Consider the following 17278-nt stretch of genomic DNA (forward strand, 5'->3'; position numbering starts at 1 on the left):
AGAACGCAATAGCCGTGCCTCACCTCAGTCCCCACGAACGGCGCATACGTCTTTCGTATCGCCGAGTTTCTTCGCAAGATCCGAACCAAGGTCTAGCTCCGACATCGCGCTAGTAGCAAGTCGGAAGAGCGCATTGTACCCTTCGTTGGATGGCGATGTCGCGAAGCGTCCCGAGATTCAAGGAAACAGCGCTCGCTCCGAAAGCCATGGGCGGTGAACGCAGCCGAGCACTTCCGTTGGGGAAGCGGCCTCTGTGTATTCAGCGATCGGGGCATCGGCTTTGTTCATCGAGACACCAAAGTGGTCCGTAGGATCCGACAGTCTGCCCAGCGAATTCCCTACGCTTGGGGCGAGTCCCATATTCCCCCTACCTGGCTCAAGGCAGCTGCTGCCTTGGCAAAAGCCGATCCTAGCGAGCTACCTGTAATCAGCGCCATTTTGCCCGCAACGGAAAACAGATTTGAGGTCATCGGCTAAAACTTCCGAACTAGCGGCCGTTCATCAAATCATTTCCCCTGAAAGGCGAACTTGCCTCTGAAGTTTCGTGCGCCGTGTTCCGCGACTGCTCGCACCCCAGCCTGCATATCGTTCGTTTCCAACAGGGGGGCGCCGACAACCCCCAAAAGGCGATCAGCAGTAGAAGCGCCGCCTTCAGCAGCAGCCCTTATCAGGCGTTTGGTCGCTCTCAACGCTCGCGTCGGGCCCTCGGCCAGCTGTTTCGCGAAATTCATGGCAGCATCGTCGAGTTCCGCGTCTGGAAAAACCTTGGTGACGATGCCCCATCTCTCAAAATCAGCAGCACCGTAGATGGACGTGGAATAGCAAATCTCCGTTGCACGTGCGGGACCGGCGCGCTCGCTTAGAATCTGGGCGCCTCCAAGCAACGTCGTGGCGCCTATCATGGCTTCCAATTGAGCAAACTGTGCCGTTTCGCTGGCCCACAGGATGTCGCAGCGAAGTACAATCTCCAGGCCGGCCGTCAGGCACATTCCTCGAACCGCGGCGATCGTAGGAATTGGAAGGTATTGCAAACGTTCCATGAGCGGGACTTGCTTGGCAAGTTGGGCTTCGGCAGCGTGTGCCGACAGACCTTCGAACATGGCTGGAACATCAGCGCCGGCGCTGAAATGCGGTCCGCTCGCTTTTAGCAACAGGGCGCGCAACGGAGCTGCCGCAATCTGGTCGATCGCGTCACTTAACTCGTCCAGCATCTCCCATGTGAACAGGTTAAGCGGAGGCCTGGAAATGGTGACGACGCCCAGGGCATCATCGATCTTGAGTGTCACGCTGGTCATTTTCGTCTCCGTCCAGTGCAATATTGCGAAGCGTCTTTGCGCCTCTACAAGGTGCCCACGAGGCTCATGCGCGGTTCGCATCGCCGGCTTGTCAGCGCGCGTTCAAAGCGATTAGGCGGAATGCCACTAGTGACATCCTCCATCGGGACATACTATTTGACTTGGCAGTTATAGGCATATACGCATATTGCCTATCGAGCTTGATTGCAAGAAGCCTGCTTCATGACGCCAAACGCCCGAGATGAGCCCAGCGGTCGCTCTCACAGTCGGAGCAGGCGATTGCCCTTAAGGCACCATAATCCGGGATCCTCAGTCCAGATCATGTGGCGGAGAGTTATTGGCACATTCGAGCATACGAACGGTATGCACGCTGGACCCGCGCCTGGGCCTCTATTGATCATTAGTAGGGGGAGACTTCAAAGGACGCCTCTTAGGGAGCGGGAGCTCTTCGGCAACCGATGCCGTCCGGCTCAGTTCCGAGAAGACGGGCGTGGATCGGAATCGCAAAAGACCGACTTTTCAAAGGAACCGCGATGCACCGATCGTGGATGATGGCGGACAGATTCGGGCAACGAAAGCCCCATCGATGCACCGGACCAACTTGGTTGGTGACATCACAAATGCCCCGGCAGCTAGGCCTGCCGCAACAAATCGATTTTTGTCGAGGAGCTGCGCGATGAGTGAAACACCGTTAACTAAAACGACCTTTGATGCCTTGGGACTAAGGATGGCATGCCACCAATCGGGCGAAGGCGCACCGATTCTCTTTCTACATGGCAATCCAACTTCCTCCTACTTGTGGAGAGACGTAGTTCCAAGTCTACGGTCTATCGGTCGGGTTGTGGCACCGGACCTTATCGGAATGGGAGACTCTGACAAACTGCCTGATGCTGGGCCTTCGACTTATAGCTTTTCGACACACCGCAAGTATCTTTGGGCTCTAATCGACAAAGTTCTTTCGCCCAAAGAAAAGGTGGTCCTCGTCATCCATGACTGGGGATCGGCGCTCGGCTTTGATTGGGCTAACCACCATCGCGATCGCGTCCGCGGAATCGCTTACATGGAAGGGATCGTCTGTCCGATTAAAGATTGGAGCGACTGGAACAAAGCCGCAGTGCCGATTTTCCAGGGCTTCCGCTCGGAGAAAGGCGAGGAGCTCATCCTCGACCGCAACCTCTTCATCGAGAAGGTTCTGCCGGGATCCGTCATCCGCAAACTATCAGATATCGAAATGACAGAATATCGGCGGCCGTTCCTGAAACGCGAAGACCGGTGGCCAATGCTCACTTGGCCCCGCCAAATCCCGATTGGTGGAAATCCGCCCGACGTCGTCGCGATAGTCGACGCATACGCGAAATGGATGGCGGAAAACGAAATCCCAAAATTGTTCGTCAACGCAGATCCTGGAGCAATACTGACCGGCCCAATGCGGGAATTCTGTCGAACTTGGAAAAATCAAAGGGAAGTCACAGTCGCCGGCTCGCACTTTATTCAGGAAGACTCGGGAGAGAAGATTGGCCCAGCCATCGCCGAATGGATGAAAACTGCGCTAGGCTAGACCCAAGAACGGGATCGCCACCGCTAAGCCAAATTCAGCTTAGGACGAACCTAGTCGTTCGTCATGAGCGATCGCAAGCAAAGTTGCATGAAGGTCAGCAGCTTGGCGAGCTCCGAAGATTTCGGTAAACTTTTTTTGCGCCCGTGCCCAGAACGCGGTGGCGTGCTTTTGCAGCGCTTTTCCCCTCACAGTCAAGACCACATTCCGCGCTCGAGCATCCCGGCTGTCCACTGCAAGCGCGATAAGCCCGTCTCTTTCCAGAGGGCCCAGGGTATGACCTAGGCCAGACCTATCCATCACCATAGCTTCCGCGAGTTCAGTCACAGTCGGAGCATTTTCGCCGCGTTTCACCAATTCAGTGAGCAGGCTATACTGGGTGACGGTGAGTCCCGCCGGCGCAAGCGCCGTGTCGTAAAACTGAGACAAACGCCGCGACGCTTTCCGGAGTGCTACCGCACTGCAAGTAGAGTTGGCGTTGTGTCTTCCACCGCCCATGTAACGTGAATCTCCTCTCCAGAAAAATATAGGCATTTGCCGCGTTAAAAAAGGAAAATATACAGATTTCCATATCTTCGCGGGCTATTTTCCCGCAACGCGAGCGATTCCGGCTTTATGCGAGTTTTCCAAATGCGAGTTTTCCAAGCTTGATATAGCTCGTGGCTGAAGATCATTTAGAATGAGTATCCATCTCTAAATCGTGAATAGCGTCTCGATCGCTCGAGTCGTGGTTGGACTCAACGTGCCCGTCGACGGCCCGCGCATTGGTCTGACGTCCCACAACGTAGGTCAATCCCGGAGCATCGGATCGGATGGCACCCACCACCGACCAATTGCGATCGCCTTCGGTAATCCGCATGGTTGGCATAAAGATCAACCGATGTGACATGACAGCCCCGTCTGACGCATCCTTGCGCCTGATACATAGACACCCCGCTCATCGCGGCGCACCACGCAAGAAACACATCGGGGTCAGCCTGATGGCTGGGCGCTTTAGAACGGTCCCCCTTTGGAACGGTCATATCCAGCATCCATATCGAAAGTAAAGGAACGGCAGGCGTCGAGTGCGTCAAGGCCAACGCAGCGATGAAAGCAAACTCTGTGCGCATATCTGGGCTGCGGATCGAGTTGAGGTGCGAAAGTGCAGTCGTTCGTGGCAGCGTTTTGGCCGCCGAAAGAGACATGTTGGGGGGCGCCGCCAGTACGCCGCTGGTGCCTCTAATTGACAAGTTATTAACATCATCTTAGAAGTCGGCATATGCCGACAAAAGTGGAGGACGCTTTATGAAGATCTATTTTGCGCCTGACACGCGAGCGGTCCGCATAGTGTGGCTGTTCGAGGAGCTGGGTTTGCCCTACGAATTGGAGTTCCTCAAGTTTGGGGATCCAAGCATGCGATCGCCCGCCTATCTCGGGATTCATCCGCTGGGCCGGGTGCCGACACTCATCGATGGCGAAGTCACGATCTTCGAGTCGGGAGCAATCGTACAATACGTGTTGGCGAAATACGGCAACGGGCGGCTTGTACCCGATGTCCTTTCACGAGAGTTTCCGTTGTATCTCCAGTGGTTTCATTTCGCTGAAGGAATGATCATGCCGCCGGTTAACACTATCGTTGTGGAAACGGTTCTCCTTTCGCCCGATCGTCGGAACCAAGTTAATGTGGATCGAGCTACGAAAGTTCTCTCAAAAATGTTGGCCGCCGTTGATGCCGGCGTACGCGCTGGCAAATTCTTGGCCGGGAACTTCAGTGCGGCCGACATCATGCTCGGTCAAGCATGTATGGCCGCCACTAAGGCCGGCGCCGATCTTTCGGGCCAGGCAAACCTGGCGGCTTATATTGACCGCCTGCGCAATCGTCCGGCATTCAAAAAGGCGAATGCGACGGGGAAGCCGGTGAGCGCGGGCGTGTCTGGACAAACGTGATTCGACTTGGCGGTGACCAGTGTAAAATTGTGTGCCTGCTGCGGAACTCGGAGCCGAACACCGCATGATTGATCCTTAACTACTGGCCTACGCCCAGCGGCCCAGCGATGTTTCTCGGGGAAACCGGGCTCGAAAATGAGAAAAAGATGCGTGGCAATGCCCAATTGCCCGGGCCGCAGTGGTTGGCCTAAATGGTTGCAATTTTGACGTTGGAGACGTAAGGGGACCGAAGTTAGCTTCCGCGAAGGTTGCGAAGTCCCTGCGATTAGCGCCGATGGAGAAGCCCGTATGGCCGACGGATTGAAGGCGTCAAACAGGTCGCCCGGAGAAGATTGGATCGCGATTGTACGTAAGAACGGATCGCCCGAATTCGCCGCGGCCTTTGTCGAGAGACCTATACTCAGGGCGTCGGTCTTGCGGGCTCCTTGTGTCGGAGTTGAGTCCATCGCCGCCTTTTTTTGGTACGGCAAGCAGCATGTACGACACCATCGCCTTCACGAACGAGACCGTTGACAACGACAAGACATATCTTGAATGGGAAGGGAAAGTCTTCGGCCTCGACGTTTGCGGTGCCACGATACTGACGCGCGATGCTGCCGGATTGATTCAAAGCGTCCGGCTGTACCATAGCCCGCTGCAGGTACTCGCTCGTTTCTCCACAGAGCTCGGTAGACGTCTAAGCGGGAAAATCGACCCTTCGCTTTTTGGAGCTTTTGCCTAAGCTACGGCATTATCGATACCCACTTGGCTGGGCAATGTCGATCAAGCTTATGGTCGCAGCGAATTAGCCCTTGTCGCGATGCGCAAAGGCCTTTGGTTGTTTTGCGGTCCACGGAGTCGGCCTGGCTGCAACAAGACGGTCGGTGGTGCACATGACCCAGACGACATTTGATGTCGGAACTGTTTTCTTTATGGAAAAAATGCTGAACGTCGTTGGCGGCACTAAGCGCGATCCTTCCTAGCGGTGCGGCGGCTGGCGTTCGTTTTCACGACGTTCGGCTTTCGAGCCACTGTTCGAAGACGTAGAGTCTGACGACCAGCCTCCAGAATGTAATCGGATAGTTCTCTCTCGCCCGACGCCCGCGAAAGTACGATAGTTCCCGTCATCGTCGCGATTGCGGCCGTCGCGATCCGGCGGCCATCTTCTGCCGAAAGGTTCGGAAGTTGGCGGCCCATGATCTCGATCATCTCTTGGAGCTTTTGGGCGAACGCGCGACGAGCCGTTTTACTCGAACGCGCAATGTCCGCTGCCAGGGCCGGCAGCGGACAACCAAGTCCCCGATTGTCTCGATGTGGGGCATTGATGTAGATATCAACGATCGCATCGAACCGGTCCGGGACTGGCGTCGTCTCAATTGCCTGCAGCCAGCGCGATATGGTTCGATCCATAGCCATCGCTATCGCCTCGACGACGAGAGCCTCGCGTGATTCGAAGTGGGCGTAGAACCCGCCATGGGTCAAACCAGCGAGATCCATCAAGGCGGCAACGCTCACTCCGTTGGCGCCCTCTTCGCGCAGAGCTAGGGACGCACTTTCGACGATTCGGCCCCGAGTACGATCCTTATGCCCCTTGGCATAGCGCATCGCTGTCTCCACTGTGCGGGAAGAAGCCCCGAGGCGGCAGGTGGAAATGCTTCGCTCTCACCATTTTTCTCCAAAGGGACGCAACTCGCTGAGGAACGACCATGCCGAACGATCTTGATTGTATCGCGGCCAGCTTGATGAAGAAATCGTCGGGCGCATCACTTCTGTCAAGGCACTGCCTTAGTCATGATCGGACCACCCCAACCATCTATAATGACGCCACCCGGTGGATCGATATTCCAATGGGTATTTTGCAGATGATATATTATGGACGTCATGCTACGCAATACCCAATTACGGTATCCCGGGGGACATGATGAGTCTTCGGCGGCGCGCGATGAACCCCGTGCGCGCGGACCTCAATGATCCCTAGACCGATTAAATGATGCGAAGGTCTGTCCCGATGATGCCAATCGGCTAAGTAGTGAGCTCGGCCGCAGTGAGGCGTCGCCGTCGATTGCGGATTGGTAAGATAGCCGCTCGGCGACCTGAGCCAGGCCGATTTCATCGGCGTAATACATGGGACCGCCTCGATGAATCGGCCAGCCGTATCCGTACAGCCAGACAACATCGATGTCGCTGGCGCGCGCGGCTATTCCTTCTTCGAGAATCCGAGCACCTTCGTTGATCATCGGGTACAAGATGCGATCGAGTATCTCGTCGTCGCTGACTGCCCGCCGCTTCAGGCCACGACGAGCCCAAGTGTTGGTGATGAGATTTTCTACATCTGTATCCGGCAACGGCGACCGAGAGCCCTGCTCGTATCGGTAGTAGCCTTTGCCAGTCTTTTGACCGAACCGCCCCGCTTCGCACAACGCATCCTCGATTTCTGAAGTCTCACCGCGGTCCTTGCGCGATCGCCAGCCAATATCAAGTCCGGCAAGATCGAGCATCGCGAACGGCCCCATCGGCATCCCGAATTTGGTGATCACGGCATCCACTTGCTGCGGCAACACCCCCTCAAGCAGCAGCTTATCGGCCTGTTTGCCCCGAACCATGAGCATGCGGTTGCCCACGAACCCGTGGCAGACGCCAACGACCGCGGGCACCTTTCCGATGCGTCGCGCGATCGCCACGCCGGTCGCCAAGACGTCGGGGGCGGTCTTGTAGCCCCTGACAATCTCGCAAAGCCTCATCACGTTCGCCGGACTGAAGAAATGCAATCCGATCACGTCCTGGGGCCGCTTCGTCGCTGCCCCAATTTTGTTAACGTCGAGGAACGAGGTGTTCGTTGCGAGCACAGCGCCGGGCTTCGCCAGTTGATCCAGCTTTTTGAATACATCCAGCTTGACTACCATCGTCTCGTAGACCGCTTCAACGACAAGGTCGGCATCCTTCGCTTCGGCCAAACCGACGGCGCCGTTGATTAAGTTGAGGCGTTCGGAAACCCAATCTGCGGAAAGGCCAGACCGTGCAGCAGTCGCTTCGTAATTCTTGCGAATGATGTTCAGGCCGTGATCGAGCGGTTCTTGCGCCAGTTCGAGGAGCGTGACAGGTACACCTGCATTCGCAAATGACATCGCAATCCCGCCGCCCATGGTTCCAGCCCCGATGATCGCCACGGTCGCGACCCTGCGCGGCTCTGTACCCGCCGGAAGGTCAACGATTTTTGCTGCGTCACGCTCCGCGAAAAAGGCGTAGCGTTGGGCCTTTGACTGATCGCCGCTCATCAGCTTGAGAAACACATTGGATTCGCGCGTCAGCGCCTCGTCGAACGGAACGTCGAGGCTCCAACCGACCGCATCGGCAGCTGCAACCAGAGCTTCTAAACCACGATTCTTCTTGTTCACAGCAGCCACGGCGTCCGTGAATATCGTGCGGTTGTTCCTCGCTGCAAGAAGTTTGGAATCGTCATCACGAAGTCGCCGTATCGGAATCTCCTCCGCGAGGATGGTGCGAGCAAAGGTCTCTCCACCCGTAGCAGCCGAGCCATCGACGACTTCGTCGATGAGGCCGCTGTTCAGTGCTGCCGCCGCGGAGATGGGCTCGCCGCTCACGATCATTCTAACGGCCAATTCCGGGCCAACCGCGCGCGGCAGACGTTGCGTTCCGCCAGCTCCGGGAAGCAAACCCAGCTTTACCTCTGGCAGCCCCAGTTTTGCGTCTTTGGTGGCGATCCGGAAATGACAGCCGAGCGCCACCTCAAGGCCGCCACCAAGGGCAACCCCGTGAATGGCGGCGATCACTGGTTTGTTGCAACCGTCGATTTGGCTGATCACGTCGGTCAAATTCGGGGGCTGGAACGGTTTCCCAAATTCGCGGATATCGGCGCCGCTGATGAAGGTGCAACCGGCGCAGGTGATAACCACGGCTCGAACTTGGGTATCTTCGGATACATTCTCGATGGCTTGGCTTAAACCGCGGCGCACGTCTATGCTTAGCGCGTTGACAGGGGGGTTATCGATCGTGAGGATCGCGAGCCCGTCGCGAATTTCCGTTTTCACAACCCCGCTCACGCCATTTTCCAGCATAGGCATCCTCGTAAGCGGGACTTCTCATCCCGCATGTTTCAGGACTGTTCCGGCGAGATCGCGTCGACAGGGCCAGCAACCACCGAATTTGCTTTGGTCGTCAATGATCGCGTCGCGCTCAACGCAACGGCTTCGTATGATGGGTAGGTAGTTTAGATTTGTCGCCGTAGGCAACACCAAACCTGATGATTGACTATTCCCATCTGAATAACTTGATCCTGGGCTGACTACACACGGCAGCATGAGCGTTTCCAGCGGGCGCGATGGGCGCGGGCTACCGAACGCCATTGTTCAATTGTGAACAGCCGTCCAACACCGATGACGCTTCTTTGGAACTATCGACCTCTGTAATATTCGCGTCGATTGCTTTGCAAACGCCCTTCAAACGCCCTTCGATGTTCGCGAACAGTAGGGGAGGTGAACGATGACGGCAACAGAGGCGGCCCGCATCGGATTTATTAATCATGCGGTACGTGCCGACGAGCGTGACGTGCGCGTGGCGCAGCCCGCGTCGTCCATGCTCGACGCGGGCGTCGGCTACGAACTTCTGATGACCGATGACGCCGACAATCATCGCGATGCGATGGCAGCGTTCAGCAACCAGCGCATACCGGCTTTGGGCAGGGCGTCATGATGGACATGCGAGATGACCGGTTGCAGGCCGTTGTCCCGATGCCGGAGGACATCAAATGGCAAACCGCTGTCGAAGTCGTTCGGGAGAACGCGAGGCAATATCCGGAGAGGCTTGCGCTGGTCGCGCCGTCAGTCGACGGTGCCGTGAAGCGGCTCACCTACCAAGAACTCGCGAGCCGGGCCGAAGATGTGGCGGCTGGCCTGCATGAATGCGGCATTGTCAAAGGTGATCGCGTAGGAATCGCTCTGGGAAACTCCGCAGCCTATGAGTTTGTGCTCACGGAGCTTGCCTGCCTTCGTCTGGGCGCCGTGGCGGTTCTGATCAACCCTGGGTCAAAACGCGACGAGTTGCTGCATACGTTGAGCCTTACGGAATGCCGGGTAGTGATAAGCGGACAGGAGTGTGCCGCCGAAGTCGTCGCGCTCCGCGCGCGGCTGCCGGGCTTGGGTCCGGTGTTCGAAGTTGCCCCGCCAGGTGTGCCGTGTGCGCTCAGGTGGGATCAACTCCTCACACCGCCGTGTCCGCTCGAAAGAACACATCCGTCCCCAGACGCTTCAGACGACGCGTTTGTCATCATGACGTCGGGTACCACAGGGCGACCTAAAGCCGTTACACTCTCTCATGCGAATAGTATCGCGGGCGGCTTTGCGATGGCCCGCGGCTGGGGAATTCGTGCTGACGACATCGTACAGTCACCGATACCGCTCACCACCAGCGCCGGCTGCTTTGTCGCAAGAATGGGATCGTTCTGTGCCGGTGCAGCGCTGGTAATTGATCCCCGGTTTGACTCTGAGATCACTTTTGCACGGGCGCGCGCCGAGGGCACTACGGTCCTGCTGGTGGTGCCCTCAATCCTCATCTTCATGACCGAGCAATTCGACCCGACCAGGCATTCGCTGGAGACCGTCAGGTTGTTTTGCTTCGGCTCGGCGCCGATCACGGTGACGGCGCTGAATCGGGTGAATGCTCGCTTCCCGTGGATAAAAATGGCCCAGATATATTCGATGACGGAATCGTCAACTGTCGGCTCCTATCTCTCGCCGGAGGTTTTCAACGAACATCTCGGATCGGTAGGACGACCGGTTCTGTGCGAGATGCGAATCGCCGACGCGACCGACCATGACGTCAAGGCGGGCGAGATTGGGCAGATCCTCATTCGCGGACCAGGTGTCATGCGCGGCTACCACCGTGATCCCGAAGCGACCGCGCAAGCACTCGCTGGCGGATGGCTTCACACCGGCGACCTCGGATATATGGATACCGAAGGCTACTTCTATCACGTCGATCGGATGAAGGATATGATCATCCGGGGGGGCTTCAAGGTTGGATCGGTCGAGGTCGAAAACGTTCTTGTCGAGCATCCCGCCGTGCGAGAAGCCGCGGTTCTCGCCGTGCCGCATGAAAAACTTGGCGAGGACGTTTTTGCGTTCGTCGTGCTGCGCGAGCAAATGGACGTCGACCCAACGGTTCTGGTTGGATATTGCAGCGAGAAACTGGCGCACTACAAAGTACCGCGCCGCATCGAGTACATCTCCGTACTGCCGCGAAATCTTACCGGCAAAGTCGACAAAGTCAGGTTAAGGCAAGCTGCCAAGGACATCTTGGGCAACCCTGCTGCATAAGGTGGCGACCAGGTTTTAGTTGGTCGTTGCAGGGAGCGTTCATCGGATCGCGGGCGCCGGAAATACCGAATTGAGCGCACTGGTGCGCAAATTCGTAATTGAGACCGTTGCTGCCTATTCTCTCTGCCTTCCGGCACGCTCTCGTCGACTCGCATATGCGTTCCGAAACGCGTTATTGCGCAAATTTGCGGTGCCGCTTTTGCCAGTCGCGCAGGGTGGTTGCCGAGCGCGTATTTCCACGCGGCTCGCGGGCGGCGATCGGCGGCGCCAATATGGAGGCATGACATAGAAGAAAACCCCTATTCAGGCCTGAATTGCGCCGGTGCGGATGCACGAGAGTATTCGATACTACCGGTTGCCTCCGATCATGTCGATACCGTTGCGGGACGATAGTCCGGGTCAGGGTACGACCAGGACCAAAATTTCGGCCGCCAGAGCGGGAGCTTGGTTGTTTTCAATTTCCAGTGTTGCTGTGCTCTTGATCACGAACTGTCGATTATCCCTAGGTTCGATGCCGGCCATAGCGAGTTTCAACCGAACCCGCTGGCCTGCTTTGACCGGCGTGATGAACCTCACCCTGTCGAGCCCATAGTTGACGATGACCGAGGCGTCCTTGGGCGCAAAGCCCAAATCCATTGCAAGCGCGGTAACCAGGGACAGGCTGAGATATCCGTGCGCGATCGTCGCCTGGAACGGACTTTCTCTTTTTGCGCGTTCGACGTCTACGTGGATCCATTGTCGGTCGCCGGTACATTCGGCGAATTGGTCTATTCTGGATTGGTCGACCTCGATCCAATCCGAGGTTCCGAGGTTCTTGCCGACAAAGTGTTCTACGTTATCAAGCGTCATCTCAGTCATGACAGGTGGTTCTCGTTTTGACGGATGATAGGGGCTGGCGTCGCGGTGGTTTTCGGAACCATTGCTTGGGCATTTTTAGTCGGCAGGAAACGCCGGTGTTCAAACGCTCTATCATTTTGTTTGAGCATGATCCGGAAAACCGGTTCCCAATTGTCCGGATCATGCTCTAGCTAGGCAGCCGGCAAGACGGCGGTCAAACCGCCGTCAATGGCAAGTATCTGTCCCGTGATGTGTTTGCCGGCATCGCTTGCGAACAAGATCGCAGCGCCTTTGAGATCGTCCTGGTCGCCGATACGACGCAGCGGCGCACTCGCCGCAAGCTTGTCCGCGCCAACCGCCTCGAGCGTGCCCTTCGTCATTTTCGACGGAAAGAAGCCCGGTGCGAGCGCGTTGACGGTGATCCCGTGGCGTCCCCAATCGCCGGCTAACGCGCGAGTGAAATTCACCACTGAGCCCTTGCTGGTGTGATAGGCGATCATTTGCATATCGCCGTTGCCGCCACGAAGGCCGGCAATCGATGCGAGATTGATGATGCGGCCGTATTTGTTCGGAATCATCGACAGTTTCCCGATCCGCTGGCTGAGCAGAAACAGGGATCGGATGTTGAGAGTCATCAGTTTGTCCCAGGCCTCGATGGGATGATCTTCCGTGGATGCGCCCCAGGTCGCGCCCGCGTTGTTGACCAGAATGTCGACCTTGCCCAATTTGTCGATTGCCTCATCCGCAAGCCGCTTGACGTCATCCTCCCTGGCATTGTCGGCGGCGATCCAATCAGACTTGATGCCCAGACCCGCGAGGTGCTCCTGCGCCTGCTTCAGATCGGCCGTCTTGCGTGACGACAGAATCATCTTGGCTCCCTGCTCGCCGAGCGCCTCCGCAATCTGCAATCCGAGCCCGCGTGACCCACCGGTGACAAGTGCGGTCTTTCCGGCAAGGTCAAAAGCTTTCTTTATGCTACCCATGTCTTGTCCTTAATCTAAGCAGTTGAACGACCCTGATACGTCTATCGGCCGCGGAAAACGGCCGCTCGCCGCTCGACAAATGACTGTATTCCCTCTTTGAAATCTTCGCTGTTGAATACGCGATCTTTGATTTTCGGAATATAGTCGACGGCCGCCCGCTCGCCGCTCTCGATGAACTTCAACGCCGCTTCCTTCGTAACCTGAATTCCGATAGGCGCATTCTTGGCGATTGTTTCCGCGACCACCATGGCGCGCTCGATCTGCTGGCCTGCCGGCACAACCTCCTGCACGAGACCGATCTTGTACGCCCGTTCGGAGGTAAACTCGTCACATAAGAAAAGATGGTACATGGCGTCACCCCAGCCGGCCCTTGTCAGGAAGCGAAAGTGCGCTCCCCCGAACGGCGCGATGCCGCGCTTGGATTCCATCTGGCAGAATCTGCAGTCATCGGCGGCAATGACAATATCGCCTGCAAGCATCATCTCGATGCCAATCGTGAAGACGATACCCTGTACGGCGGTGACGATCGGCTTGCGACACCTGTTGGCGAGTGCGAAGACGTCGATAGTCCCCTCCCTCAAGTCCCAGTTCTCGGCCTTTGGGCCGAAAAATTTCGGCATGTCCAGGCCCGCCGTGAAGTCGCCACCTTCCGCGCAAACGACACCAACCCAATATTCATCTGTCTTATCCAGAAGCGTGAGGGCGTCCGACATCTGAAACATCATCTGCGGGCTGAAGGAATTCTTCTTGGCCGGGTTGTCGATTATGATCTTCAGCACGTGTCCGTGCACCTCGGTTCGGATTTGCCCCACCGGAGCCGTCGTCGTGCTCATGCCGTGTTTTCTCCTGTGTTCATTTGGTCGTGTCGCGACTCATATTGAAAATAGGCCCAGGCGTCGTCGAAGAAGACGAAAGTCGTGAAAACCCAAACGTCCACGAGGTTCCTGGCGCTTCATCTTCGCAGCAGAACTCCGCCGCAAACGTTGAAGGTGACGAGCGCGTGCCGCCACCAACAGAGCAGCCCGCGCGAACGTCCTGCTACCAAAATATTGCATCACGGCTATTCAACGATGACTAGGGCAGGAGGGTACATTCTGCAGGGAGCAAAGGCGAACTCCTGGTGGGTGACACGACGCGTCGGCACCCGCAAAGCCAGTCGTCGATACTCGTTGGCATTCATTATCAATCTAATGGTTAGAAAGGATGATGGTGCCGAAGGGATCATGGTCCAATGTCTGCGTTTGCAATTCCGCTCCAATCGAGTTGTTGGGATCGTCGGCGTCTGACAGCACACGTACAACATAAAACTGTCGCGCAAGCGTCCTGCTTGCTCTTCCGAGGCCTGGATTGCGCCGGAGCAGATGACCTGAAAACCAGTGAAAATAGTAAACCGGCACGTCGCGTGGATCGCCTCGATGATGTCCTAAAAGGTGGTGAATACGACGTTTCGCGCAAGTGCCTGCAACCGTATGCTCGGCGCGATAGGCTTGGCGCCGCCGCCGGCACGGGTATTTTGGCGCTGTTCGCAAGCTTTGAGTGTGAACTGACTCTGGTGCGGCGCGGAATCGACCTCCCCAAGCTGGAATCGGAATGGGAGAAACAATCAAGTGAGCAACTGAAGAATCCAAAAATGGGCCTTGGCGCCGCGTCCGAAGGAAAGTCAAGGAAAGCGATTGTAGATTGGAGCCCGCTTCTCTTGCCGAGGCCGGACACAATCAACTGCTGCGAGCGACCTTTCTCCATCTCGAACATTACGGTCGCGATCGCAGGGACGAGGCAAAGTCCTACGCTGGGTCTACGGCGATCGGGGGAGTGATGGTTTCGCTTCCGTCGCGGAGAGAACGGGACGGTGCGGCAAACGTGTCATAGGCGGTGGCCACGAGGCTCCAAACGCCGCGACAAATTTCAAAGAGTCAAAAGTGAGGATAGCCTGATGGACTTCTCGATGTCTGATCGCCAGCGTGAATGGTTGCATCGTGTTTCTTCGTTCATGCAAAAACACGTGCGCCCTGCGGAAGAGATCTATAAGGAGCAGGACGCCGCCGGCGACCGTTGGAAAGTAATCAAGGTCGTCGAAGATCTGAAGAAGAAGGCTAGGACCGAAGGCCTCTGGAACTTGTTCATGCCGCCGTCGTCGCATGAGGATGAAGAGTTTCGCGGCGCCGGCGTTTCCAATCTCGAATACGCTATGCTGGCCGAGGAGATGGGCCGCGTCTATTGGGCCTCGGAGGTCTTCAATTGCTCCGCGCCGGACACGGGCAATATGGAAGCGCTGATACGTTATGGCAACCGGGAGCAAAAAAAGGCGTGGCTACGCCCGTTGATGGACGGCGAGATCCGCTCCACGTTTCTAATGACCGAACCCGCGGTCGCATCGTCCGACGCGACGAATATCGAGACCAGCATCAAGCGTGATGGTGAACGATATGTCATCAACGGTCGCAAATGGTGGTCGTCAGGCGCGGGCGACCCGCGTTGCAAGCTCGCAATCGTCATGGGTAAGACAGATGTGAACGCGCCGAGGCATCAGCAGCAGTCGCAGATTCTCGTGCCGCTCGACACGCCTGGTATCAAGATTGAAAAAATGCTTCCAGTATTCGGATTCGATGATGCCCCGCACGGACACGGGCAGATTCTGCTCGAAAACGTCCGTGTCCCGGCGGGCAATATACTGCTCGGCGAGGGCAAAGGCTTCGAGATAGCCCAGGGCCGCCTCGGTCCGGGACGTATCCATCACTGCATGCGTACGATCGGCGCGGCGGAAGCAGCGTTGGAAAAGATGGTGAGGCGACTGTCGTCGCGCACGGCGTTCGGCAGGAAGATCATTGAATATTCGATCTGGGAGCAGCGGATCGCCGAGGCCCGAACCGATATCGAAATGACGCGCCTGCTGTGCCTTAAGGCTGCCGATATGATGGACAAAGTGGGCAACAAGACCGCGCAACTCGAAATTGCGATGATCAAGGTAGCCGCACCCAACATGGCGCTGAAGATCATCGATGATGCGATCCAGGCATTCGGGGGGGCTGGCGTCTCTGACGAAGCGGGGTTGGCCAAAGCTTATTCAGGTGTCCGCGCGTTGCGCCTCGCGGACGGCCCCGACGAAGTTCACAATCGGGCCATTGCACGCTTGGAGCTGCGCAAATACGCCAACGCGGCGCTTCCATAGCCTGGCGGATGGGCGCGTGGCGCACAGCATAAAGCGGGACGAGGAATATGCGGGCGTTAAGCCGGTCGAGGAGCGTCATCGCATTGATGAGGCGAGCCTCGATCGCTGGATGCGCGGGAATATTGACGGGTATCTGGGACAGCTTACGGTCCTTCAGTTCAAGGGCGGTCAGTCGAATCCAACCTATCGGCTCAACACGCGCGGCGCTTCCTACGTCTTGCGCCGCAAACCATTCGGCAAACTGCTGCCGTCGGCACACGCCGTCGATCGTGAATTCAGGGTCATCGCAGCCTTGTACAAGCAGGGCTTTCCGGTCGCGCGGCCTTACGCACTTTGCGTCGACGATGAAGTTATCGGGTCGGCCTTTTACATCATGTCGATGGAACCAGGGCGAGTGTTCTGGAATCCGACACTGCCAAGTCAGCCACCGCAAGAGCGGTCACTAATTTTCACCGACAAGATCACGACCCTTGCAAAGCTTCACAGTTACGACCCGGAAACGCTAGGCCTTGGCAACTTCGGTAAGCCTGGCAATTATTTCGCCCGCCAGGTCGAAGGTGGACCAAGCAGTATCGCGCGTCGGCAATCGACGTCATTCCGGAAATGGATCGCCTGATTGAGTGGCTTCCACCCACGGTGCCGAAGCAGGAACGCGTGTCGGTCGTGCACGGCGATTACCGGCTCGATAATATGATCTTCCACGCGAATGAACCGCGCGTCGTCGCCGTGCTGGACTGGGAGCTCTCCCCACTTGGTGATCCGATGGCCGATTTCACTTATTTGTTGATGCAGTGGGTGATGCCGGGGTTGGAGGGCGCAGATCTAAAGCAACTGAATATTCCCAGGATCGAAGAGGCGGAAGAGATCTATTGCAGGGCCTCTGGGCAGTCGTCAATTCCCGATATCAATTGGTACTTTTCCTACAATCTTTTCCGGCTTGCCGGCATCACGCAAGGGATTGCCGCGCGGATCAGGGAAGGTACCGCGGCGAGCGACAAAGCTGCCGAATCGGCGGCGCTATCTGTCCCGCTTGCGCGGGCGGCTTGGAGTTTCGCTCAAAAAGCCGGCGCAACCTAGAGAAGGCAAGTGGAACAAGGTTTCAAACCAGAGCATCGCGAACAGCATTGGCAGAGATGTCGAAGCCGAATAAGTTGAGACGACGGCTGTCTCCTAAATTGTTACCCTGATGCAACCACGGAATG

General features: G+C 56.9%; 14 protein-coding genes and 1 pseudogene. 8 read left to right on the forward strand and 7 right to left on the reverse strand.

What is annotated here, in order from left to right:
• Positions 1-506: 506 nt before the first annotated feature.
• Positions 507-1295 carry an enoyl-CoA hydratase/isomerase family protein gene (locus V1289_RS27865; RefSeq protein WP_334400594.1) on the reverse strand — a complete coding sequence of 263 codons (789 nt, stop codon included), beginning with the start codon at positions 1293-1295 and terminating at the stop codon, positions 507-509.
• Positions 1296-1971: 676 nt separating this feature from the next.
• Between V1289_RS27865 and V1289_RS27870 the strand changes: the two genes are divergently transcribed.
• Positions 1972-2853, forward strand: coding sequence for a haloalkane dehalogenase (locus tag V1289_RS27870; RefSeq protein WP_334400596.1), 882 nt, complete (start codon positions 1972-1974; stop codon positions 2851-2853).
• Between the two features lie 39 nt (positions 2854-2892).
• On the opposite strand, the gene V1289_RS27875 is transcribed toward V1289_RS27870, so the two are convergent.
• Positions 2893-3384 (reverse strand): MarR family winged helix-turn-helix transcriptional regulator, encoded by a 492-nt coding sequence (locus V1289_RS27875; protein WP_334400598.1) that lies wholly within the window; start codon positions 3382-3384, stop codon positions 2893-2895.
• Positions 3385-4134: 750 nt separating this feature from the next.
• Between V1289_RS27875 and V1289_RS27880 the strand changes: the two genes are divergently transcribed.
• Both V1289_RS27880 and V1289_RS27885 read left to right on the forward strand, forming a co-directional pair.
• Positions 4135-4776: a glutathione S-transferase family protein gene (locus V1289_RS27880; RefSeq protein WP_334400600.1), complete on the forward strand. Its 642-nt coding sequence runs from the start codon at positions 4135-4137 to the stop codon at positions 4774-4776.
• Between the two features lie 475 nt (positions 4777-5251).
• Positions 5252-5497, forward strand: coding sequence for a hypothetical protein (locus tag V1289_RS27885; RefSeq protein ID WP_334400602.1), 246 nt, complete (start codon positions 5252-5254; stop codon positions 5495-5497).
• Positions 5498-5718: 221 nt separating this feature from the next.
• Here V1289_RS27885 and V1289_RS27890 read toward each other — a convergent pair whose 3' ends face one another.
• Both V1289_RS27890 and V1289_RS27895 read right to left on the reverse strand, forming a co-directional pair.
• A complete protein-coding gene (locus V1289_RS27890) occupies positions 5719-6360 on the reverse strand; it encodes a TetR/AcrR family transcriptional regulator (protein WP_334400604.1) in 642 nt (213 codons plus the stop codon).
• 359 nt (positions 6361-6719) lie between these two features.
• Positions 6720-8816, reverse strand: coding sequence for a 3-hydroxyacyl-CoA dehydrogenase NAD-binding domain-containing protein (locus tag V1289_RS27895; RefSeq protein WP_334407717.1), 2097 nt, complete (start codon positions 8814-8816; stop codon positions 6720-6722).
• A 439-nt stretch (positions 8817-9255) separates the two neighbouring features.
• On the opposite strand from V1289_RS27895, the gene V1289_RS27900 reads away from it, so the two are divergent.
• Positions 9256-9465, forward strand: a complete 210-nt coding sequence (locus V1289_RS27900) for a hypothetical protein (protein WP_334400606.1) — start codon at positions 9256-9258, stop codon at positions 9463-9465.
• Positions 9462-11087 carry a class I adenylate-forming enzyme family protein gene (locus tag V1289_RS27905; protein WP_334400609.1) on the forward strand — a complete coding sequence of 542 codons (1626 nt, stop codon included), beginning with the start codon at positions 9462-9464 and terminating at the stop codon, positions 11085-11087. The genes V1289_RS27900 and V1289_RS27905 overlap by 4 nt, the downstream gene beginning before the upstream one ends.
• 399 nt (positions 11088-11486) lie before the next feature.
• Here V1289_RS27905 and V1289_RS27910 read toward each other — a convergent pair whose 3' ends face one another.
• The 3 genes from V1289_RS27910 to V1289_RS27920 form a co-directional block, all read right to left on the reverse strand.
• Positions 11487-11945, reverse strand: coding sequence for a MaoC family dehydratase (locus V1289_RS27910; RefSeq protein ID WP_334400611.1), 459 nt, complete (start codon positions 11943-11945; stop codon positions 11487-11489).
• 170 nt (positions 11946-12115) lie between these two features.
• The gene (locus tag V1289_RS27915) at positions 12116-12907 is read right to left on the reverse strand and encodes an SDR family oxidoreductase (RefSeq protein ID WP_334400613.1); all 792 of its coding nucleotides are present in this window, start codon (positions 12905-12907) and stop codon (positions 12116-12118) included.
• A gap of 41 nt (positions 12908-12948) precedes the next feature.
• Positions 12949-13740 (reverse strand): crotonase/enoyl-CoA hydratase family protein, encoded by a 792-nt coding sequence (locus V1289_RS27920; protein ID WP_334400615.1) that lies wholly within the window; start codon positions 13738-13740, stop codon positions 12949-12951.
• Between the two features lie 398 nt (positions 13741-14138).
• On the opposite strand from V1289_RS27920, the gene V1289_RS27925 reads away from it, so the two are divergent.
• From V1289_RS27925 to V1289_RS27935, 3 genes and pseudogenes are all read left to right on the forward strand, one after another.
• Entirely contained in the window at positions 14139-14723 is a 585-nt protein-coding gene (locus V1289_RS27925; protein WP_334400617.1) for a hypothetical protein, read from the forward strand.
• 117 nt (positions 14724-14840) lie between these two features.
• On the forward strand, positions 14841-16076 hold the full coding sequence (locus V1289_RS27930) for an acyl-CoA dehydrogenase family protein (RefSeq protein ID WP_334400619.1): 1236 nt from the start codon (positions 14841-14843) through the stop codon (positions 16074-16076).
• A gap of 16 nt (positions 16077-16092) precedes the next feature.
• Positions 16093-17153, forward strand: a pseudogene (locus V1289_RS27935) (phosphotransferase family protein).
• Positions 17154-17278: the final 125 nt, after the last annotated feature.

The sequence above is a fragment of the Bradyrhizobium sp. AZCC 2289 genome, assembly GCF_036924615.1.
Lineage (GTDB): Bacteria > Pseudomonadota > Alphaproteobacteria > Rhizobiales > Xanthobacteraceae > Bradyrhizobium.